The organism is Halovenus amylolytica (assembly GCA_004015825.1).
GTDB lineage: Archaea > Halobacteriota > Halobacteria > Halobacteriales > Haloarculaceae > Halovenus > Halovenus amylolytica.
The window spans coordinates 107882-129134 of record SAYS01000010.1; the positions used below are offsets into that span (position 1 = coordinate 107882).

18 protein-coding genes and 1 pseudogene are annotated in these 21253 nt (G+C 60.5%); 11 read left to right on the plus strand and 8 right to left on the minus strand.

The window, feature by feature from the left end:
• Positions 1-169: 169 nt before the first annotated feature.
• Positions 170-5569: pseudogene (locus EOW68_RS10425) on the plus strand (LAGLIDADG family homing endonuclease); the annotation flags it as partial.
• 388 nt (positions 5570-5957) lie between these two features.
• Here the strand turns inward: EOW68_RS10425 and EOW68_RS10430 are convergent.
• The 4 genes from EOW68_RS10430 to EOW68_RS10445 form a co-directional block, all read right to left on the minus strand.
• Entirely contained in the window at positions 5958-6149 is a 192-nt protein-coding gene (locus EOW68_RS10430; RefSeq protein WP_128225096.1) for a hypothetical protein, read from the minus strand.
• Positions 6150-6285: 136 nt separating this feature from the next.
• Complete coding sequence (locus EOW68_RS10435) at positions 6286-6477, minus strand: hypothetical protein (RefSeq protein WP_128225097.1); 192 nt, start codon at positions 6475-6477, stop codon at positions 6286-6288.
• Positions 6478-6542: 65 nt separating this feature from the next.
• Positions 6543-8450: an SLC13 family permease gene (locus EOW68_RS10440; RefSeq protein WP_431358864.1), complete on the minus strand. Its 1908-nt coding sequence runs from the start codon at positions 8448-8450 to the stop codon at positions 6543-6545.
• 57 nt (positions 8451-8507) lie between these two features.
• Positions 8508-9371: a 3-hydroxyacyl-CoA dehydrogenase family protein gene (locus EOW68_RS10445; RefSeq protein ID WP_128225098.1), complete on the minus strand. Its 864-nt coding sequence runs from the start codon at positions 9369-9371 to the stop codon at positions 8508-8510.
• Between the two features lie 213 nt (positions 9372-9584).
• Between EOW68_RS10445 and EOW68_RS10450 the strand changes: the two genes are divergently transcribed.
• Both EOW68_RS10450 and EOW68_RS10455 read left to right on the plus strand, forming a co-directional pair.
• Positions 9585-9953: a DUF5518 domain-containing protein gene (locus EOW68_RS10450; protein ID WP_128225099.1), complete on the plus strand. Its 369-nt coding sequence runs from the start codon at positions 9585-9587 to the stop codon at positions 9951-9953.
• 138 nt (positions 9954-10091) lie between these two features.
• Complete coding sequence (locus EOW68_RS10455) at positions 10092-10886, plus strand: class I fructose-bisphosphate aldolase (RefSeq protein ID WP_128225100.1); 795 nt, start codon at positions 10092-10094, stop codon at positions 10884-10886.
• Here EOW68_RS10455 and EOW68_RS10460 read toward each other — a convergent pair.
• The gene (locus EOW68_RS10460) at positions 10883-11824 is read right to left on the minus strand and encodes a CARDB domain-containing protein (protein WP_128225101.1); all 942 of its coding nucleotides are present in this window, start codon (positions 11822-11824) and stop codon (positions 10883-10885) included. The two genes, EOW68_RS10455 and EOW68_RS10460, sit on opposite strands and share 4 nt — an antisense overlap.
• A 47-nt stretch (positions 11825-11871) precedes the next feature.
• Positions 11872-12336 carry a MaoC family dehydratase gene (locus tag EOW68_RS10465; protein WP_128225102.1) on the minus strand — a complete coding sequence of 155 codons (465 nt, stop codon included), beginning with the start codon at positions 12334-12336 and terminating at the stop codon, positions 11872-11874.
• Positions 12337-12787: 451 nt separating this feature from the next.
• On the opposite strand from EOW68_RS10465, the gene EOW68_RS10470 reads away from it, so the two are divergent.
• From EOW68_RS10470 to EOW68_RS10495, 6 genes are all read left to right on the plus strand, one after another.
• The gene (locus EOW68_RS10470) at positions 12788-13627 is read left to right on the plus strand and encodes an HpcH/HpaI aldolase/citrate lyase family protein (RefSeq protein ID WP_128225103.1); all 840 of its coding nucleotides are present in this window, start codon (positions 12788-12790) and stop codon (positions 13625-13627) included.
• 133 nt (positions 13628-13760) lie between these two features.
• Entirely contained in the window at positions 13761-15017 is a 1257-nt protein-coding gene (locus EOW68_RS10475; RefSeq protein ID WP_128225104.1) for a Glu/Leu/Phe/Val family dehydrogenase, read from the plus strand.
• 41 nt (positions 15018-15058) lie between these two features.
• The gene (locus tag EOW68_RS10480) at positions 15059-15478 is read left to right on the plus strand and encodes a universal stress protein (RefSeq protein WP_128225105.1); all 420 of its coding nucleotides are present in this window, start codon (positions 15059-15061) and stop codon (positions 15476-15478) included.
• Between the two features lie 53 nt (positions 15479-15531).
• A complete protein-coding gene (locus EOW68_RS10485; protein ID WP_128225106.1) occupies positions 15532-16020 on the plus strand; it encodes an SRPBCC family protein in 489 nt (162 codons plus the stop codon).
• A gap of 56 nt (positions 16021-16076) precedes the next feature.
• Entirely contained in the window at positions 16077-16751 is a 675-nt protein-coding gene (gene phoU, locus EOW68_RS10490) for a phosphate signaling complex protein PhoU (protein ID WP_128225107.1), read from the plus strand.
• Between the two features lie 47 nt (positions 16752-16798).
• Complete coding sequence (locus EOW68_RS10495; RefSeq protein ID WP_128225108.1) at positions 16799-17560, plus strand: histidine kinase; 762 nt, start codon at positions 16799-16801, stop codon at positions 17558-17560.
• A gap of 63 nt (positions 17561-17623) precedes the next feature.
• On the opposite strand, the gene EOW68_RS10500 is transcribed toward EOW68_RS10495, so the two are convergent.
• Entirely contained in the window at positions 17624-19354 is a 1731-nt protein-coding gene (locus EOW68_RS10500) for a glutamate--tRNA ligase (RefSeq protein WP_128225109.1), read from the minus strand.
• Between the two features lie 76 nt (positions 19355-19430).
• Positions 19431-19634, minus strand: coding sequence for a hypothetical protein (locus EOW68_RS10505; protein ID WP_128225110.1), 204 nt, complete (start codon positions 19632-19634; stop codon positions 19431-19433).
• Positions 19635-19873: 239 nt separating this feature from the next.
• Here EOW68_RS10505 and EOW68_RS10510 point away from each other — a divergent pair, with 239 nt between their 5' ends.
• Both EOW68_RS10510 and EOW68_RS10515 read left to right on the plus strand, forming a co-directional pair.
• Positions 19874-20920 carry a zinc-binding dehydrogenase gene (locus EOW68_RS10510; RefSeq protein WP_128225111.1) on the plus strand — a complete coding sequence of 349 codons (1047 nt, stop codon included), beginning with the start codon at positions 19874-19876 and terminating at the stop codon, positions 20918-20920.
• Positions 20913-21239: a DUF7977 family protein gene (locus EOW68_RS10515; protein ID WP_128225112.1), complete on the plus strand. Its 327-nt coding sequence runs from the start codon at positions 20913-20915 to the stop codon at positions 21237-21239. The genes EOW68_RS10510 and EOW68_RS10515 overlap by 8 nt, the downstream gene beginning before the upstream one ends.
• Positions 21240-21253 lie beyond the last annotated feature (14 nt).

Consider the following 21253-nt stretch of genomic DNA (forward strand, 5'->3'; position numbering starts at 1 on the left):
GCTGTGCATTTCCACCCGACTTATTCGTAAATTTATATATAATTATACTTAGAAGAAGCGAGAGACAAAACCATTATTTAGTTCCATGCCGAACAGAACTTCCGTCACAAATGATAGTAATGGGAGCAGTACTTCGAACGCAAATCCGCGGACACACAGGTGAGTGCGCATGAGCAAGGAGCTCGCGGCCGACGAACTGACACTGCCGATCAAACGGACCGAGGGGGACACCCTGGAGGACCGGCTGACAGCCAACGCCTACCACAACATCCTGCCGGCCCGGTATCTCAGGAAAGATGCCGACGGCGAACTCGTCGAACAGCAGGAGGAGCTGTTCGACCGCGTCGCGAAAAACGTCGCGCTCGCCGAGGCCGTCTACGAGGCCGACAACCAGGACGTCGAAATTACGGTTTCGCCCGACCAGCTCAAACCGGATCACCCGCGCCGGGACGAACTGGCCGAGGAAGTCTTCGGCAAGGGAACGACTGCCGACGACGACGCCACGACCGTCCTGAACGAGTACAACGTCAACAAGTTCGCCTACGAAACCGTGGTTCCGGAGCTTCCCGAGGGGGTTCAAGACCACGTCGAATCCGTCGCCGACCAGTTCCAGGAACAGATGGAACGGCTCGGTTTCATGCCGAACTCGCCGACCCTGATGAACGCCGGTGACGAACTCCAGCAGCTCTCCGCCTGCTTCGTCGACTCGCCGGAGGACGACATCGACGACATCCATCAAACGGCAAAAGAGGCCGCCAACGTCTTCCAGTGTCTTACCGAGGAGTCGACGGTGATGGTCGAGGAGAAGGGGATCGTCAGTGTGGCCGACGTGGAAGCCGGGGACCGCATCGCACAGCGGACCGACTCGGGGTTCCAGTACAAATCTGTCGAGGAGACACATACGTACGAAGATGCGGAGACGCTCGGGGTGACTCTCGCAAACGGACTTTCCGTCCGCGGAACACCGAACCATCGTCTCATGGTCGACGGCGAATGGACACGACTGGACGAGATCCAGGCCGGTCAAGAGATTCACTACGCGCTGGGCTGGCTTCGGGAGGCAGATCGCGAACGCCCGGAACTCACGTCGGTTGCGAGCGGCGCTCGGTGGAGCGAGAACAGAACCGTCGAGAACACGGAGATTCTCGAACTGTACCAGGAGGGGCTCAGCGATTACGAGATTGCAGACCGTCTCGACTGCGGGAAGTCCACGGTTCAGCGCCGCCGGAGCAAGGAACTGGAGCTCCCGCCAAACGGGAACGGCGGGCGGAAACCCGGGTCGATGTCGTTCGACGAGTCGGTAGTCCACAAACTGTATCAGGACGGACACACCGATGCGGAGATCGCTGACGAACTGGGTGTCCACCAGGTGACCGTCGGACAGTTCCGCGCTCGCGAGCAACTCACGCCGAATGGAACGCCGGTCAAAACGGTCCAGCAACCGGCGCAGTTAACCGAGGATCTCGCCGAACTCGTCGGACTGTGGGTCGGTGACGGCTCGTGGCATCAAGACGGCGTTCGGTTCCACGTTGGACGCGAGAGCCTCGCCGAGTACATCGATCAACTCTCTCAACGACTGTTCAGTACGGCGACTTCGACCTCCTTCGCGGACGGCTGCTACGAGGTCGGAATCAACAGCCACGAGATCAAGCGCTGGTGGGAAGCGAACTTCGACTGTAAGGAAAACGGCGCCCAGTCCGCTCACATCCCGCAGGTCATCAAGCGTGCACCCACTGGTGTTGCCGAAGCGTTCCTCCGAGGATACTTCACGGCGGACGGGACGCTGCTCGACGATACGTATCCGAAACTGTACAGTTCGTCCGAACGGGCTATCGACGACGCCGCGACCCTGATGATGGGCCTGGGGTATCCGGTCAAAAAATCCGTCATCCGCGACGAAGACGCCCATCCGTACTACGGCCTCGTTCCGACGACGGGTGATGGACGGAAAGCGTTCCTCCGCGATGTCGGCTTCATCGACGAACGCCGCGAAATCGGTCTGTCGAACATCGATACTGTCTCCGCCCGCGACTCTCACGTTATCGGTGAGCAATACTCCGTCGAAGTCGACTCCGTGGCCGAATCCGAACCCGCGACCGTCTACGATATCACCGTCGCGGACGACCACGAATACGTTACAGACGGGATCGTCTCGCACAACAGCGGCGGGGGCATGGGCTACGCCTTCTGGCGACTCCGACCGTACGGCGACGCTGTCGGCTCGACGGGTGGGATCGCGTCGGGTCCGATCACGTTCATGCGCACGTACGACCAGATGTGTGAGACGATCGCTCAGGGTGGCGCGCGCCGTGGCGCACAGATGGGTGTCATGCGTGTCTCCCATCCGGACGTCATCCAGTTCATCCACGCCAAGAACAAGGACGTCTCACTCGCGAACACCCTCCGACTCAACGACCCCGACGACTTCACGCACAACTCCTTTGCCGAAGCCCTCGAAGAGGCCCGCGACCTGATCGACGACGAGGGTCGTGTGCCCGAACACCTCCGGAACGCAGTCGAGGGTCATCTCTCGAATTTCAACATCTCTGTCGGGATCACCGACCAGTTCATGGACGCGGTCAAAAACGACGAGGAGTACACCTTCACCAACCCACGCACGGGAGAGGCACACGTCGCGACTGCGGAAACGAAAGAACTCTACGACATGTTCGGTCTCGGCGAGCACGTCGAGGTCGGTGAAGTGCTCTCGGTTCCAGCGGGTCTGCTCTGGGAACACATCGTCGAAGGCGCTCACGAGAACGGCGAACCGGGCGTCATCTATCTCGAACGCGTCAACAAGAAACACTCCTTCGACGTCGAGGAGCATCCGGACCACCGGATTCTCGCGACGAACCCGTGTGTAACTGGTGATACACTCATCAGCACCGAAAACGGCCTAATTTCTGCCGAAGAACTGTACGAGCAGGGTGTCGCACGCGATATCGTGGTAGATGGTCGTCTCAGTGAAGATCGTGTCAAGGAAGCCAGTAGTGTCTACAAGACTGGTGAGAAGGAGGTGTACGAACTCACGACCGAGGAAGGATACGAACTCCGCCTCACTGCCGACCACCGTGTCATGACTGACGATGGCTGGGTCGAGGCCCAAGACCTTACTCCTGGCCACACAGTTCATATTCAGAACCGGAAAGGCGAGTTTGGACAGCATGGCTCCGAAGAAGAGGGGCGTGTCCTCGGATGGCTTGTCGGCGATGGACATCTCAAAGATGGCGAAGAACGCGCTGTCTTGAATTTCTACGATGAGGACGCTGAAATTTCGGAACAGTTCGCTGAAGATGTAAATCAGGTCGTCCGTGAACCAACCGGAAACGCAGATTACGAAATCGGCGTAAACAACATTTCACGTTCGGACGATTATCGTGGTGCTCAGGCGGTCGAACAACGGATCCGTTCAGCGAGGCTCTACGAATATGCCGAAGAGGCGGGACTCGTCGAAGAGAAACATCAGGTGCCGGATGCTGTCATGCGTGGTAGCGAAGAGATGGCTCGCGGGTATCTCCAGGCACTGTTCACTGCTGATGGCAGTGTTCAAGGAAACGTCGAAAAAGGCGTCTCTGTCCGGCTCGCAAGCACTGAACGAGACCTTCTGACCGATGTCCAGCAACTTCTCCTGAACTTTGGAGTCGTCAGTAAAATCTACGAAAATCGGAAAGAAAGCGGTGTTACGGAACTTCCAGACGGAAACGGTGGTACAAACGAGTACGAGACAGATGGATTCCACGAACTGGTAGTTGTCAAGGACAACCTCATTCGTTTCCAGGAGGAGATTGGTTTCCTTCTCGATTACAAGAACGAGGCACTCGACGGGCACCTGTCTGAATACGATCGGGGTCCGTACAGCGAACGTTTCGAAGCCACTGTTGAGTCAATTGAAGACGACGGTATCGAGACAGTCTACGATCTGACCGAGCCCGACACGCATTCGTTCGTTGCGAACGGGCTTGTCGTTCACAACTGCGGTGAGCAGCCACTCGAAGAGTACGAGGCCTGCAACCTCGGTCACATCAACCTCTCGACGCTCGCAGCCCAGGACGCGACGGACTGGCGTGTCTGGTCCGAGAACCACGCCGACGAGTACGACAGCCAGGAGGCCGCCCTCGAAGCCTTCCTCGAAGAGGCCATCGACTGGGATTCCTTCGACGACCGTATCGAACTCGGCACGCGCTTCCTCGAAAACGTCGTCACGATGTCGGATTTCCCGGTCGACAAGATCGAGGAGACCGTCAGAGAGATGCGCAAGATCGGGCTGGGAATCATGGGACTTGCGCAGCTGTACGTTCAGCTCGGGCTCGAATACGGCAGCGAACCGGCGAACGAGATCGCCCGCCAGTTGATGATGCACATCAACCACGAGTCCAAGTGGGCCAGCCACGAACTCGCCAAAGAGCGTGGCACCTTCGGCGAGTGGGAGAAATCCAAGTTCGCCGACCCGACCGAGTACGCCGACTGGTTCGAACACCACACCGGACTCGACGCCGACGACTGGGCGGACGGCTTCCCGATCCGGAACCACAACACGACCACCATCGCGCCGACGGGCACGACATCGATGATCGGCAACACGACGGGTGGCTGTGAGCCGATCTACAACGTCGCCTACTACAAGAACGTCTCCGACGACGTCCAGGGTGACGAGATGCTCGTCGAGTTTGACGACTACTTCCTCCGGACGCTGGAGGACAACGATATCGACGTCGACGCGGTCAAAGAGGAGGCCCAGGAGCAGATGGCCAACAACGAGTTCGACGGCGTCACCGGCCTGACGACGGTTCCGGACGCGATCGGTGAACTGTTCGTCACGACCGGCTCCCTTTCGGCGAAACAGCACGCGAGTGTCCAGACCGCCTGTCAGCAGGGTGTCGACTCCGCCATCTCGAAGACGGTCAACGCCCCGAACGACTCGACGGTCGAGGACGCGAAGGAGGTCTTCGAGTACATCTACGATCACGGCGGGAAAGGTGTCACCTACTACCGTGACGGCACCCGCTCGAAGCAGGTGCTCACGACGCGCGCCCAGAACACCGAGTTCGCGGATATGGACGAGGGTGAACTCGTCGCCCAGATCGAGGAGGTCTTCGGCGGCATCGAAGGCTTCCTCGAACACGAGGCGGTCCAGGCAGCCCTCGACGAGCAGGTCGAAGAACTGCTCGCAACAGCCGACGGCGAACAGACCGAGTTCGCCGAGAAACAGAGCCGACCCGACGTGTTGCACGGGATCACCCAGCGCATCGACACCGGCTACGGCAAGCTGTACGTCAACATCAACGAGGATCCGAAACGGGAGCGACCGTTCGAACTGTTCGCCAACATCGGCAACTCCGGCGGCTTCACTGCCTCCTTCACGGAGGCACTCGCGAAGACGATCTCGACGGCGCTTCGGTCGGGTGTCGATCCGAACGAGATCGCCGACGAACTGCAGGGCATCCGTTCACCGAAAGTCGCCTGGGACAAAGGCGAGCAGATCCAGTCGATCCCGGACGCGATCGGGACCGCGATGCGTCGCTACCTCGATGGCGATATCGAGCGCGCCTACCCACAGCAACAGACGCTCGAAGAGACCGCAGAGGATGCCGACGAAACCGATGCAGTGGCTGAAACAGAGCCCGAAACTGACGGTGGCGCCGTCTCCGCGAACGACGCGAGCGACTCCTCCGTCGAGGCTGACCAGCAGTCGATTATCGAGGCCGGCGAAAGCCCCGAATGTCCCGACTGTGGCTCGCTGTCGCTGTACTACTCTGAAGGCTGCAAGACCTGCGAATCCTGTGGCTGGTCGGAGTGCTGACTGACTGATCGACACTACGGAGCCGTTCGCTGTTTCTGTTCCTGCAACGGGGCGATTCGATTTTTGTTCGTTGCGTCGTCAGCCCCGGGTATGTCGGGCTCCGATACGGACGCCAGTGCTGGCTATCTCGCTGGCTCCGTGGCCCTCGACTGGTCGTTCACACCTCTGTATCGAAGGTCAACTTGTAGGCGAGAAACCCTGTGTAACAGACGTAGATCGTGAAGATCGTAAACCAGGCCGAGGTCCGGACGAGATGAGTCGGATAGATGACGTAGCCGATCAGGAGTAGTCCAATTGTACTCAAAAGAACCGCGAGATCGTACCGATCCGGGGACAGGAGACCGACCATTGGCGGACTGTAACTCTGCGAGTAATAAATGGGTAGCGACTTCGAGGCGGATCTCTGGAGTGGCGATCGGTTTGCTGTTCGTAGTCACCGCTCCCGAACCAAAACCGATCACGACCCTTCAATACAGTCACTCTATTCAGCTTTCCAGCCCGTACATCCACTTCGTGCCGTAGTAGACGAACCAGGCCATCCAGATGACGAAAATAGCCAGCCAGATCCCGTACTGGAAGACGGTGTCGGGGTAGATGACGTAGCCGAGCACGAGTAATGCGATCACGGACACTCCTGCAGCGTAATCGAGGGTATCGAGTGTCGGTCGCTCGCTCATTACTCTCCCTTCTCGGAGCCAGGAATATGAGCGTAGCGATACCCGCTGTATCGGTCAGCCCACTCTCAGATTCCGAAAAAGAAGACGATTCCGAGCGTCGTCACCACAGTCAGAATCAGCTGTAGGGGTGCGCCGACCCGGACGAAGTCCCCGAATTTGTAGCCACCGGGGCCGTACACCATGAGATTGGTCTGGTAGCCGATCGGTGTCATCAACGCAGTCGAGGCGGCGAAGGTCACCGAGAGCACGAACGAGAAGGGTTCGGCTCCGATCGCCTGCGCCGTGTCGATGGCGACCGGAATCATGAGTACGACGCTCGCGTTGTTGCTGATGACGTTCGTGATCAGCGCCGTGAACAGATAGAAGATCCCCAGGACGAGCACTGGATGGAGTCCACCCGAGGCTGCGACGATCCCGTCGGCGAGCCACGCCGCGCCACCGGTGCGCTCCATCGCGACGCCCAGCGGGATCAGCCCCGCGAGCAGGAAAACCACACTCCAGTCGACGGCATCGTACATCTCCTCGGGTTTGACACAGCCAGTCAGCACCGTCGCGACGATCCCGCCGAGCGCACTCACGACGATCGGGAGAATATCCAGCGCAGCTAGCGCCACCACTCCCGCGATGATACCCAGCGCGACCGGAATCCGCTCGGTCCGGAAATCGGGGCGGGTGAGTTCGCGTGCGAGGATGAAATCCCGGTCGTTGCTGAATCGGGTCACAGTCTGCTCGCTGGCCTGGATCAGGAGTGTATCGCCCGGCCGGAGGCGGCGTTTGTCCATCCGGACGTGGATCACTTTCCCGCCACGGCGGATCGCCAGCACTGTCGCGTCGTAGCGCTGGCGAAAGGAGAGGGTTTCCAGGGTCTTGCCGATGATCGAGGCCTCCGGTGAGAGGACGACCTCGACGAGTCGTTGTTCCTCGGGGTCGACATCGTTTTCGCTGGTTCGTTCGGCGGCGGTCGAGCCGGTCTCGATCGGCGGTGTCGTTCCGTCGACTGTCTCGTCGAGCTGGTCTTCTGATATCGGTTCCTCGGCATCCGGAGCCAGCCCGAGCCCCTCCGCTTCGATCAGCTGAAACAGCGTCTCCTGGTCGGCACGCAACATCATGACATCGCCGGCCTGCAGCTGCCGTCTGTCGATCGGCTCCGAGAGTGCCCGCTTTCTACGAATCAACTGGACGATATCCGCGTCCAGATCCAGTTCGGCCAGTATCTCCTGGGCAGTGTTGCCGACCATTCCCGACTCCGGTTCGACGATCACCTCGGTGAGATACTCCGCCATCTCGAACTCGTCGAGGAAACCGTCGGTGACTGCGATCCGCTCGGGGATGAGATGCCGTCCGACGGTGACGAGATAGACGGTGCCGGTCAACAGGACGATCACGCCGAGTTGTGTGAACTCGAACATGCTGAACGACTGTCCGAGCAACCGTCCGGAGAGATCCGAGGCGAGGATGTTCGTCGAGGTACCGATCAGCGTCAACATCCCACCCAGCATCGCGACGTAGGAGACCGGGAGCAGTAGTTTCGACGGTGAGATCCCGGTTTTGTTCGAGATCTGATTTACCATCGGGATCATGATCGCGACGACCGGCGTGTTGTTGACAAAGCCCGCAGAGCCACCCGAGAGTCCGAGCACGGCGACTAGCTGTTTGAGCGGGCTATCCCCGAACCGGTCGGCGATCCCCGCTCCGATGATGTTGACGAGGCCGCTCCGGCGGACCCCCTCGCTCAGGATGAACATCGCGAGCACCGTGACCGTCGCCGGACTGGCGAAGCCACCGATCCCGGTCTCGGGATCGATCTGTGTCCAGGGTTCGAGGACGATCAGCGCGACGAGCACACCGATCGCGGTCACGTCGATCGGTACTGGCTCCCAGAGGAAGAAGACGAGCGCCACAGCGATGATCGCGAAGACGACGAGGGCATCTGCCGGCGGCGTCCCGACGGACTGCAGGAGCGACGCGAACACGTTCAGCCAGTCGACAGGCTCGGATAAAAAACGCACTGATGGCGATCGAGTCGCCAGCTACTCCCCGTATTCGTAGAATCCACTCCCCGTTTTCTTGCCGAGATCGCCGGCCTCGACTTTCCGTTTCAGCAGGTAAGCCGGTTTGTACCGGTCGCCGAGTTCCTCGTGGAGGGTCTCGCTCGCCCGCAGGACGATATCCAGTCCGACGTGATCGGCCAGTTCAAGCGGCCCCATCGGGACGTTCGTGCCGAGCTTTAGCCCCCTGTCCATATCTTCTTTCGAGGCGACGCCCTCGTCGTAGGCTCGGATCCCCTCGTTGATCCACGGGATGAGTACGCGGTTGACGACGAAGCCGGGTTTGTCCTCGGATTCCCAGGTTTCTTTTTCCAGATCCGCGGCGAAGCCGTGGGCCAGATCGACGACGCCGTCGGCGGTTTTTTCGCCGACGACGACCTCGACACCGTCCATGATCGGCACCGGGTTCATGAAGTGGAGGCCGACGACCAGTTCGGGGCGGTCGGTTGCGGCGGCGATGCTCGTGATCGAGAGCGTACTCGTGTTCGTCGCGAGGACGACGTCGTCGTCGGTGATCCTGTCGAGTTCGGTGAACACCTCCTTCTTTACGTCCATCTCCTCGATTACCGCCTCGACGACGAGATCCACCTTTGCGATATCAGACAGTTCGGTCGTTCCAGTGATCCGCTCGCGTGCAGCGTCGGCTTCTTCCCGGGTAAGTGTCTCTCGGGCGACCAGCCGATCGAGGCTAAACTCTATCTCTTCGAGGCCATTCTCGACGTACTGCTGTTCGATATCGCGCATTACGACCTCGTAACCGTACGTCGCTGCGACCTGCGCGATCCCGTTTCCCATGTTGCCCGCACCGACGACGCCGACCGTTTCGATATCGGAGCGTTCGCGCATGTGTTGCGGTCGTCGTGCCTGTCGCTTAAGTTTGGTGTCGGATCCCTCTCGAACCCCTTTTGTCGATAAATAAGGACCGCGTAATCAAGTAGCTACGCACCCTCGAACGAGTATGATGTATTGCTCTCCCGATTGGTCCTCGGTCGAACGCCGTACCGTCCAGACCAGTTGCTACGACTCGCGGTTCGATCGCCGGACCGCTGGAGGTACTGTATGACTAACTGGCGTGCCGTGCTCATCGGTTTCCTTGTGATTCTCGTTCTCGGGACAGTCGGCCTCATCATCCCCGGAATCGGACAGCTCGTCGCGGGACTGGTCGGTGGCTTCGTCGCAGGCTACCTGGCCGGTGGCGGGCTCCTCCGGGGCTTCTGGCACGGGCTGCTCGCCGGCAGTCTCGGCGGTATCGTCGTGGGTACGCTTCTCTTTGTTGCCATCTCTGTCATCGGGCTCGCCTTCGGTCCCGTGGGTGGCGCAGCCGGCGGGCTCGCTGGATTCGGTACCTTCGTCGTGGTCGTCATCCTGACGATGATCGCGGCGCTGGAAAGTGCGGCCGCCGGTGCGATCGGCGCGTTGCTCAACTGATGCTGGTGGCGATACATTCGTCAAAATATTCGATCCCATAGGGGTCGAAATCATTTAAACATTCTTCGGCTCGTACAGCCGACGACACGAGTAGTCACCGCATAAATTTACAAGTGCTCGTCGGAGCAATAGATGGCTATGCGACCGATCAAAGATACGCCGCTCACACGGGATGGAAAGGTGCTGGTTCTCGCCTACGACCACGGGCTCGAACACGGCCCCGTCGATTTCGGGGCCGTGCCGGAGAGTGCGGACCCGGATCACGTCTTCGAGATCGCCAAACACCCGGCAGTGACGAGTCTGGCCGTCCAGAAGGGGATCGCCGAGGGCTACTATCCATCGTATGCGGACGATGTGACCTTGCTCGCGAAACTCAATGGGACGTCGAATCTCTGGATGGGGGAGCCGAATTCGGCTGTCAACTGTTCGGTCGAGTACGCGGCGGAGATCGGTGCCGACGCAGTGGGATTCACGCTGTATGGGGGCGCGAACAACGAGGTCGGGATGGCCGAGGAGTTCCGTGAAATCCAGGAGGCCGCCCGGGCACAGGGGCTCCCGGTCGTCATGTGGTCGTACCCCCGTGGTCAGGGGGTGAAAAACGACAAGAAACCGAAGACGATCGCCTACGCTGCTCGACAGGGACTCGAACTCGGCGCGGACGTCTCGAAAGTCAAGTATCCCGGGAGTACGGCGGCGATGAAAGATGTCGTCGACATGGCTGGCGGGATGAAGGTCATCATGTCCGGGGGATCGAAACGCACTGACGAGGCGTTCCTGTCGGACGTCAAGGGTGCGATCGATGCCGGCGCAGCGGGGCTCGCTGTCGGGCGCAACGTCTTCCAGCGCGAGAACCCCGAACAGTTGCTCGACGCGCTCGAACAGATCATCTTCGAGGAAGCGCCACTCGACACCGCACTGTCACAGCTCGATTAGTACCCCAGATAAATCGCGGCTCCCTTCAGGGCCAGAAAGACGAGCAGTATCGGGAGTCCGACGAAGAGGAGGACTGTTCGGAGCAGACCAAGTGGGAGGAAGCCGAGAACGCCCAGGAAGCTAAACAGGCCACCGCCGCCGGACTCCTCGACGACGAGCTGTCGATCGGTCTCGACACCGTTGACACTGATCGTGTACGTTCCCGTCTCGTTGGGGGCGATATTGAACCGACCCTGTGCACCGACCTCGATGAGTGGCTGAATATTCGGTACCCTCTCGGTCTGGACTGCTTCACCGTCGACTTCGAGGGTCACCTCGTAATCACCCGCTTCGTCGCCGTCGTTTCGAATATCTGCGACGACGGTCGTCGACTCACCCGGCGCGATTTCGGGCTCGTCGAGACTCACGTTCACGACCGAGAACTGATCGGGCTCGGCCGGGGGTTCGGGCTCCTCGGTGTCGTCGTCATCGTCACTCGTGTTCCGGGCAACGTCACCGACGACGACCTGGCTGCGCGCCTCGACGTCGTTGACTGCGATCTGATAGACGCCAGGCTCCTGTGGCGTCCACTCGAAGAGTGCTGTAAGCGGGAACTTCGACTGCGGAACCATCCCCGTCGTTTGCGTCTCCACTTCTTGGTCGTTGGCTGTCAGCGTCACGCTGACACCGACTGGTCCCTGTTGGTTGCTATCGATTATTGCCCGTACTGTGAGGGTTTCGCCCACGTCGGCTGTCGTCTTGCCGGGGCTCACCTCTGTGACAGTGAACGTTCCCGGCCGTGGATCGAACGGCTCGTTGATCTGGCCCGTCGTCTCCCCTGGCGATTCGAGCGATCCGGATTCTGACGGTTCGGGGACCGAGCCAGTCACACCACTGGTGACGAGGATCAGACAGACAGCGACTGCGATACCGACCCCCAGCCACCGACGAACATTCATCGTCCCGTGAGTACTTGATACGCGAATATAAATCCAGCCGCCAATTATCACTCGTTGTTCTGTGGGGGATCTCGTTTCAGTGATATGACGGTCCGTTCGAGTGAGCAGACGAGTTCGTCGTGCTGGTTGAACGCCTCGACTTGCAGCTGGACGATGCCTCGCTCGCCGTCGCTCGTTTCGCGTTTGTCGAGTACTGTCGTCTCCACCCGGATCGTATCGCCGTGTGTGACCGGTGCAGGATGCTCGACGTCGTCGTAGGAGAGGTTCGCGACGATTGTGCCGTCCGTCGTTTCTGGGAGTGTCAGTCCGACTGCCAGTGACATCGTATAGAGTCCGTTGACGATGCGCTCGCCGAACTGTGTCCCCGCGGCGAACTCGGCGTCGAGGTGCAGCGGTTGCTGATTCATCGTCATATCACAGAAGCGCTGGTTGTCGGATTCACTGATCGTCCGCCGCCGGTCGTGTTCGATCGTCTCGCCGACCGAAAACTCCTCGTAGTACAGTCCAGTCATGATTGTTCAGAGACTGTGGAGATTGAAATAGCTCTGCGTTACTTGGGACGTGACTGCTGGACTGGGGGTGTTGCTGTATTGCTCGAAATTCCTGCTAGAGGTATTTGAAACAGCAAGAAAGCCCCGGCTGGCTACGCTCCCGCGACTCGTTGCGCTCCTCACTTTGTTGCGGTGCTTACGTCGTCGGGGTTCGCGTAGCCAGCCGCCCCTTTCAGTCCCACCCGGCCTGGAAAACCACGTCTGGCGGGACTTTCTTGCTGTTCATACTGATTTTCTCCGATCCGGCACTTCTCACACCAAATTCACATCTCATACTGCCGGCTGTACATTCGGAAAGAGATGCGCCACCCCGGGGTGGCGCAATTCTTCAGTTTCTTACAGCCGACAGTATCACACCAAATAAAACTCGGACTGCCGGTACGGTTTTGCACTTTCCACCCAAACTCGGCGTATGGTTCGCAGGAGCGTGCTCTTCTCGCCGGCCGATCAGCCCGAACTGCTCCGGAAAGCACCGGCTACCGGTGCCGACGTCGTCGTCTTCGATATGGAAGACGGAGTCCTCCCTGCCCAGAAAGCGACTGCACGCGATGACCTCCGTTCGGTCCTCGGCGATATCGATCCCGAGTGCGAACTCTGTGTCCGGATCAACCCACTCGATTCTGGTGGTACTGCCGATCTCGACGCCATCCTCCCCGAACGGGCCACGGTCGATTCCATCATGCTCCCGAAAGTCTCCAGTCCAGAGCAGGTGCGGACACTCCGCGATCACCTCCCAGAAAACGACTCGATCCCGGTTCTCGCCTTGCTCGAAACTGCCGGCGGCATCCTCGACGCACCAGCTATCGCCGCCCAGGAAGCTGTCGACGCGCTGTTGCTGGGGGCGGAGGATCTGGCCGCGGATATCGGCGCGACCCGAACTGCGGCAGGTGAGGAGGTGAGCTACGCTCGCCAGCGGGTCGTCCTCGCAGCCAGCCATGCTGGGATCGACGCGATCGATACGCTCGTCACCGACTTCGAGGATACCGAACTGCTCCGGACCGACACACTGCGCGCGGTTCAGTTCGGATTCGACGGGAAGATGGCGATCCATCCCCGGCAGGTTGGCGTTATCAACGAGATTTTCGTGCCCGACGAGGACGAAATCGACTGGGCGCGTCGCGTGCTCGCTGCACGCGAGGACACGGACGGGCGCGGCGTCTTTGCTGTCGACGGCGAGATGATCGACGCACCACTGCTCTCCCAGGCCGAACAGATTCTCGAACGGGCCCGGACCACGACTGGCGACGAGTAATCCCAGATCACGTTTGCAATACCGATTCGATGGCCTCTCCGGTTGCTGTGATCGGTCTCGACAACGGTGTTGTCGACTGGTTGACGAGCGTACGGCGATACGCTTTTTAATACCGTGTACCTCGCTTCAAACTATGGGTGATGCGACCGATCCATTCGAGAGTCTACAGCAACAGGTACGGGAAGCAGCCGCGGAGATCGACCTCGACGACGGTGTCGTCGAACGGCTGACCAACCCGGAGCGGATCCTCGAACTGTCTCTGTCCGTCAAGATGGACGATGGATCGGTCGAAGTGTTCGACGCCTACCGATCGCAGTTCAACGGCGACCGCGGGCCGTACAAGGGCGGGATCCGGTACCATCCACGGGTCAACCGAAGCGAGGTGAAGGCACTCTCGGGGTGGATGGTCTACAAATGTGCCGCCGTCAACATCCCCTACGGCGGCGGGAAAGGTGGGATCGCGATCAATCCGGTGAACTACTCGGCGTCGGAGATAGAGCGGATCACACGCGCCTACGCTAAGGAGTTACGGCCGATCATCGGTGCAGACCGTGACATTCCTGCCCCGGACGTGAACACCGGTCAGCGGGAGATGAACTGGATCAAGGATACCTACGAGACACTCGAAGGGACCACCGAACCGGGCGTCGTCACCGGAAAGGGGATCGAAAGCGGCGGCAGTGCCGGGCGCGTCGAGGCGACCGGGCGCTCCGTCATGCTGGCGACCCGTGAAGCCTGTGCCTACCTCGACCGGGATATCCAGGAGGCAACTGTCGCAGTACAGGGGTACGGCAACGCGGGCTCGGTCGCCGCAAAACTGCTCGACGATCTCGGTGTCGATGTCGTCGCCGTCTCGGACTCCAGCGGCGCGGTGTACAGCGAGGATGGCCTCGACACGCGGGCGGCAAAGCAGTTCAAAACGGAGACCGGCTCACTCTCGGGATTCGACGGGGCGACCGAGAAGTTCTCGAACGACGACCTGCTGACGATGGACGTCGACGTACTGATTCCTGCCGCGCTGGAAAACGCCATCAACGCCGATATCGCCGAACGGACCGGGGCCGACCTCGTCGTCGAAGCGGCAAACGGGCCGCTCACGCCGCCGGCCGACGATATCCTCACCGAGCGAGATGTGGCCGTTGTCCCCGATATTCTCGCAAACGCCGGCGGTGTCACTGTGTCCTACTTCGAGTGGGTCCAGAACCGCCAGCGTTTTGCCTGGACCGAACAGCGGGTCAACGACGAACTCGAACGGTACATCGTCGAGGCGTTCGAGTCGATGATCGACGCCTACGAGAACAGGTCGGTTCCGAACTTCCGGGTCGCGATGTACACTGTTGCCCTCGAACGGGTCGCACGGGCCAGCAAGGAGTCCGGCATCTGGCCCTGACCCCTGTGCTACTTTATACCAAAGGCGCCACTAGTATCAGTATGGCATCGCAGATCCTCGTTGCGATGGACGAGTCGGCAGTCGCGGAGAAAGCACTCGAATTCGCACTCGAACATCATCCGGGCGCAGAGATAACCGTGCTTCACGTCGTCGGAACGCCCAGCGGGATGATGGGCAAGGCGATCGGGCTGGCGCTGTCCGAAGATGTCCAGGGTGATGCCCGGGAGGATGCCACTGCTGTGCTCGACAGGGCACGCGAAATCGCCCACGACCACGATACAACAATTCAGACGGACGTGGAGTTCGGCCATCCCGCGCGAGCGATCGTCGACAAGGCCGAGGGGTTCGATGCTGTCGTGCTCGGGACACACGGTGGCTCGCTGGCCGACCGCCTGTTCGTCGGCAACGTCGCCGATAAGGTGTTCCGGCAGTCACCAGTTCCAGTCACCGTCGTCCGGTGACACCGTCCTGTTTCCCTCGGTATCGTTTTCCCTCTCTAGGCCGATACTCGGGTATGGAACGTTACGAGCGCTCTGTGCGGGTTCGCGCCCCCTTCGAGGACGTCTGGGAGTTTCACTCGACCGAGGACGGACTCGTCGCACTGACGCCGGACTGGATGCACCTGGAGATCGAAGACGTTCGGGGTCCCGACGGGGAGCAGGACCCGGACGTTCTCGAAACCGGCGCGATCATCCGTTCCTCCGTGCGACCGTTCGGTATCGGCCCGCGACAGAGCTGGGTTTCGGAGATCGTCGCACGCCAGCGCGAGGGTGGCTCCGCCTATTTTCGGGACGTGATGACTGACGGCCCCTTCGCCGAGTGGACACATACACACTCCTTCTATGCTGACGGCGAGGAGACGATTATCCGCGACAGTGTCGCGTACGAACTCCCCTTGGGGGCGGTCGGCCGTGCTGTCGGCCCCCTTGCAGTGGTTGGCTTCGAGCCAATGTTCCGATACCGCCATCGACGAACCAGAGAACTGCTCGAATCGGAGTCGTAGGAACGAGTTGTTTGCAACACACAAGATAAAAAAGCACCGACGGCGCATCCCTACATATGCCAAGAGACGAGTATCAGGACCACCTCAAATCGTTGCGCGAGGATGTGCTCTATATGAGCGAGATCGTCGTCGACCGCCTCCAGATGGGGCTCAATTCACTCGAACGGAAAGACGAGGAACTCGCTCGAGAGGTGATCGACGGTGACCACGAGATCAACGAACTGTATCTCGATCTCGAACAGGACTGTATCGATCTGATCGCACTCCAACAGCCCGTCGCCGGTGATCTCCGATTCATCGCCGCCTCGTTCAAGATCATCACTGATCTCGAACGCATCGCCGATCTCGCGACCAATCTCGGTGAGTACACCCTGGATGCCAGACAGGACACGTTCCCCGACGTCGACGTCCAGGAGATCGGTGCCGCCACCATCGAGATGATCGAGGAGTCGATGATCGCCTACGGCGACGAGGATACGGAGATGTGTTACAGGATCGCCGAGCGCGACGACGATATCGACGAGATGTGTGAGACTGCCTCCGAACTCGTCGCCCGTGACCTGATCGAACGTGAGGGGATCACCTCCGAAGAGCAGATCCAGGAGACGATGCAGGATGTCTACCGCCTGCTGTTGACGATCCGTGATCTCGAACGTGTCGGCGACCACGCCGTCAACATCGCCGCGCGAACGCTGTACATGGTCGAGTCCGACGACGACCTCCTGTACTAGCCGGTAGATTCAAACAGACCCACCCGTTATTTTCTCAGAAGCTGTCTATGCCTCTCGATCGCTTTCTGGACGTTCCAGACGGCCCACCCCGGTCGCTCGTCGTCGCGAACCGAACAGAGCCCGAACCGTTCCAGCGGATGCTCGAAAAGCTGTTTACCGATCAGGAGATTACCGTCACGGAGTCTGTCGAAACCGAGTACGACGAGAACACGGTCCTGCTGGTGGAAGACGGGGCAGTGGTCGCCACCTCGCCCTTGCAGGCGCTCTCGGATGCGATTCTCATGGTCAACTCCGATCTGTTCAGCACCGGGACACGAACGCTCGACGCGACGACTGTCCCGGACGTGATCGACGGACTGACAGACGTCCCGTTCACACTCCGTGGGTATCCCGAATCCAACACGGAAAAGTTACTGTTGATCCTCATCTCCCGGCATATCGAGCGGCTGGCCTACGACGCGGGTGTTGGCCGGCTGCGGTCGTCGTTCCAGCGACTCTCCCGCATCGAAGACGAGAAGGGAACACGGGAGGTGTACGATACTGTTGCGGGGACAGACGTCGACGTACACGTCTACGGCAGACCCGACTGGACGCCATCAGAGCAGTTCGACGTGACGATGCACGGCGGCTACAAGTGGGATTTCAGACACTCCTGGTTCGTGATCTACAATCCGCCAGCGGAGCAGACGGACAGAAGTGGCGCGGCCCTGCTCGCCATCGAAACTGACGACGGTGTCTGGGACGGCTTCTGGACGTACGACCAGTCCATCGTCGACGAGCTTACCGCGTATATCCGGAAGAATCTCTAGCCGCGAACTCTCTTCTCCCACTGCGATGTGGTTCGGCCACGAAAATAACCCCAACGACCACTCTCAGGGGTGGGTGAAGTACGCGACGAGTCCCGTCTCCTCCGTTGGAAGCGAGTCGATACGGACGAAGCCGACACGCTCGAACTGCAGCAGATCGTCGGGGTCGTAGTCCAGAATCCCGGGCTCGGCGTAGCCCGAGATATCGCCGTCAATCGTCCGGAGTCGAACGTCGACGTTGTCGTCGCTGGGTACCCAGTGGACGATATCGACACCCTCCTCACGGGTGACATCGAGATCGTCCCCCGTGTATTCGAACCCATCGTCGGTATGTCGGACACAGCCATAGCCTTTCAGCCAGACACGCTCGCCGACGGGCGGCAGATCGCCCAGTTCGACGAGTACTCCCGTCTCGACGGGAATCTCCCGGCTGCCGCGATCCTCGTGATTCGGATGGACCGCCGGATGGCCGGCCTCGGGACCGTCGATCACTGATTTCTCCACTGCCCGCTCGTCGTCCCGAACCAGAAATGCCCGGTCGGTCTCCTCGTCGATCAGTTCGCGGTTGTTCGCGTACACCGTCGACATCGCGAGGTCGACGTTCGAGGTTGACAACCCGAGGCCGGTCATCGCGTCGACCACCGCCTGGCCGCGGATGCCACGTCGTCGAAGACTGGCGATTGTCGGCGCTCGCGGATCGTCCCAGCCGTCGAGTTCGCCGTCGTCGATCAACTGCTTGATCGTCGAGGTCGACATCGGCACGTCGTAGGCGTCGACCTGGACGTGCCCCCAGTGGATAACCTCGGGATACTCCCAGCCGAAGTAGTCGTAGACGAACTGCTGGCGTTTCGCGGAGTCCTGCAGATCGATCCCGCGGATGATGTGGGTCACGCCAGTGAGGTGGTCGTCGATCCCGCTCTGGAAATCGAGCATCGGCCAGCAGCGATAGTCGGCGGCTTCTGCCCGCGGATGGGGTGTCTCGATGATCCGGAAGGCGACGAAATCCCGCAGTGCAGGGTTCTTGTGCTCGATATCAGTTTTCACGCGCAGCACCATCTCACCCTCGCCGTACTCGCCGTCGACCATCCGCTCGAACTCCTCGTGGATCTGCTCGGTATCTTTCCCGCGGTGGGGGCAGGGCTCGCCGGCGTTTTTGAGATTCGAGAACTCCTCGCCCGGACACGAACAGGTGTACGCGCCACCCTCGTCGATCAACTCCTGTGCGTGCTCGTAGTAGGTCTCGACCCGGTCACTCGCTTTGAGTACCTCGTCGGGTTCGAAGTCGAGATACTCGATCGCGTCGAGAATCGCGTCGTAGGCGTCGAGATCCGGTCGTTTCGTCTCGGGATCGGTGTCGTCGAATCGGCAGACGAAGGAGCCGTCGTAGAGCTCTTTGTAGGTTCCGACGACGGCGGCCATCCGGGCGTGGCCGATGTGCCAGGGGCCGTTCGGGTTGGGTGCGACACGCATCCGAATCCCGTCGTAGTCGTCGACGTTCGGGAGGTCGGGCAGCACCTGGTCGTCGTCTTCCTCCTCTTCGTCGAGTTCTTCGAGGCGTCCGGGTGCGAGTTCGCCGAGGCGCTCGCGGCGCTCGGTGTGGCTCATCCCGTTGACCCGCTCGATGACCGGCGCGACGATGCCGGGGATCTCGTCGCCGTACTCCCGGAACTCGGGATTTTCGCCCATCAGTGGGCCCATGATCGCGCCGACCTGTGCCTCGCTTTCGTGTTTGATCGCGTTGAAAAGCGCACTCACCTCTGCTTCCTCTTTGATCTGGGCTTCGAGCGTTTCGTCCATTATGCTCCGATTGGGTACCCGGGCGTGAAAACTGGGCCGGTCTGTGGTCGTCCGACAGCCACACTCGGCTGGCCCGCTACCGGTTCGCCTCGGCGTCGATGCGGCCCTCGCGGGCGTTCGCCCGGCGGCGATATCTATCTCGCGCCTTTTTTAGCCGTCTCGCCGTCGGCGTCTCCTGACGGAGCGCCTGTCGGAGACAGCGATCCCGCGTCAGCCATTTGCACCGTTCCTGGTCTGTCATCGCCGCCCAGTCTGCCGGAAGATTGTAGTCGTGTCTCATTGCTGTGGCTCCGTCGGTGACGCTGCCGGTACTGACCACCGTCGGACGGTCGTACTGGGTGCGTGTCGAAACTCCGGGTGTCGGAACCGGACGACCTCTGATTGGCACATGTTAGCATATAATACGTTCTTCGATTTACACTTTCTGTTTTACAGCATACAGGGCCGGGCATTCGAATCGACGGCTGCTGATCGCCAGCCACCAGTACCGTTTTCAGCGCACTCCTCGATATTGACAGTATGCAGGCCGTTCAGTTCTCCGGTCACGGCGACAGGGGCGTCATCGAGTACGGCGAGTATCCGGATCTGGAGATGGGTCGCGAGGCGGTACGCGTCGATATCCGTGCGGGCGCGTTGAATCACCTCGACGTCTGGACACGGCGAGGGCTTCCGGGGTTAGATCTGGCGATGCCACACATCCCCGGCAGCGATGGCGCAGGTGTCGTCGTCGAGGTGGGTGAGGGGGTGAGTCGGTTCGAGGAAGGGGATCGCGTCGCGGTGTCTGCCGGTATCAACTGTGGCGACTGCGAGTTCTGCCGGCACGGCGCTCCCACGCTGTGTGTCAACTTTCATCTCCTCGGCGAGCACGTCCGCGGTGTCCACGCCGAACAGGCGGTCGTCCACGAGGACAATCTGGTGTCTGTTCCGGAGCACGTCGACTGGGAGACGGCCGCGGCCGCACCGCTGGTCTTCCAGACTGCCTGGCGGATGCTCGTCACGCGCGCTGAACTCGGCCCCACGGAGTCGGTGCTCGTTCTCGGTGCGAGCGGCGGCGTCGGTCACGCTGCAGTCCAGATTGCGGACTACGTAGGTGCAGACGTCTACGCGACCGCAAGCTCCGCAGAGAAACTCGACTACGCCGAGGAGATCGGCGCAGATTACACCATCAACTACGAAACCGAGGAGTTCGCCGACGCGATTCAGGATCTGACGGGAAAGCGTGGCGTCGACGTGGTCGTCGACCACGTCGGCGCACAGACCTGGCAACAGTCGCTGCGGAGTCTGGCCCGCGGTGGCCGGCTGGTCACCTGCGGCGCGACTACCGGCCCCAGTCCGGAGACCGACATCAACCGCATCTTCTGGAATCAGCTCGAAGTCATCGGCTCGACGATGGGGACGCCGGGCGAGGTCGACGACGTGCTGGGGCTGGTCTGGGACGGCACCTTCGAACCCCGGATCAGGGAGGTGCTGCCGATGAGTGAGACCGCACGCGGGCACGAACTGCTCGAAGAACGTGAAGGCTTTGGCAAAGTAGTGCTAAAGCCCGATAGCGCGTACAATGAGTGATTCCACCACGGCGACCGAGGAGTCCCCGTCGGCCGAGCAACAACGGCCCGATGGCGGCACCATCGGCGAACAGACTGGCCGACCGAACCACGTCGAGACGGCCGAGGAGATCGACTGGCGGGGCTGGCTGCTCGTCGGCGCAGTCGTCGTCTCCTTTTTCATCATCCCGGTGCTGGTTCTCTTCATTCCGCAGATGAGCGGGTTGATCGCCTCACTCGGCTTCTCGCAGCGACAGGCGTATCTCGTCTTTCCGATGATTCCCGCGATCGTGCTGGGTCTGATCTCGGTGTGGGCCGCGGTCAGTACGCAAGTAAAGTAACGACCTCCAGATAC

Bases quoted from the DNA above. Each gene is read 5' to 3' on its own strand.
- EOW68_RS10455 (WP_128225100.1), top strand. From the start codon at position 10,092: ATGCGACCGATCAAAGATACGCCGCTCACACGGGATGGAAAGGTGCTG.
- EOW68_RS10470 (WP_128225103.1), top strand. From the start codon at position 12,788: ATGGTTCGCAGGAGCGTGCTCTTCTCGCCGGCCGATCAGCCCGAACTG.
- EOW68_RS10465 (WP_128225102.1), bottom strand. From the start codon at position 12,336: ATGACTGGACTGTACTACGAGGAGTTTTCGGTCGGCGAGACGATCGAA.
- EOW68_RS10495 (WP_128225108.1), top strand. From the start codon at position 16,799: ATGCCTCTCGATCGCTTTCTGGACGTTCCAGACGGCCCACCCCGGTCG.
- EOW68_RS10480 (WP_128225105.1), top strand. From the start codon at position 15,059: ATGGCATCGCAGATCCTCGTTGCGATGGACGAGTCGGCAGTCGCGGAG.
- EOW68_RS10485 (WP_128225106.1), top strand. From the start codon at position 15,532: ATGGAACGTTACGAGCGCTCTGTGCGGGTTCGCGCCCCCTTCGAGGAC.
- EOW68_RS10445 (WP_128225098.1), bottom strand. From the start codon at position 9,371: ATGCGCGAACGCTCCGATATCGAAACGGTCGGCGTCGTCGGTGCGGGC.
- EOW68_RS10450 (WP_128225099.1), top strand. From the start codon at position 9,585: ATGACTAACTGGCGTGCCGTGCTCATCGGTTTCCTTGTGATTCTCGTT.
- EOW68_RS10430 (WP_128225096.1), bottom strand. From the start codon at position 6,149: ATGGTCGGTCTCCTGTCCCCGGATCGGTACGATCTCGCGGTTCTTTTG.
- EOW68_RS10475 (WP_128225104.1), top strand. From the start codon at position 13,761: ATGGGTGATGCGACCGATCCATTCGAGAGTCTACAGCAACAGGTACGG.
- EOW68_RS10515 (WP_128225112.1), top strand. From the start codon at position 20,913: ATGAGTGATTCCACCACGGCGACCGAGGAGTCCCCGTCGGCCGAGCAA.
- EOW68_RS10435 (WP_128225097.1), bottom strand. From the start codon at position 6,477: ATGAGCGAGCGACCGACACTCGATACCCTCGATTACGCTGCAGGAGTG.
- phoU (WP_128225107.1), top strand. From the start codon at position 16,077: ATGCCAAGAGACGAGTATCAGGACCACCTCAAATCGTTGCGCGAGGAT.
- EOW68_RS10500 (WP_128225109.1), bottom strand. From the start codon at position 19,354: ATGGACGAAACGCTCGAAGCCCAGATCAAAGAGGAAGCAGAGGTGAGT.
- EOW68_RS10510 (WP_128225111.1), top strand. From the start codon at position 19,874: ATGCAGGCCGTTCAGTTCTCCGGTCACGGCGACAGGGGCGTCATCGAG.
- EOW68_RS10460 (WP_128225101.1), bottom strand. From the start codon at position 11,824: ATGAATGTTCGTCGGTGGCTGGGGGTCGGTATCGCAGTCGCTGTCTGT.
- EOW68_RS10505 (WP_128225110.1), bottom strand. From the start codon at position 19,634: ATGAGACACGACTACAATCTTCCGGCAGACTGGGCGGCGATGACAGAC.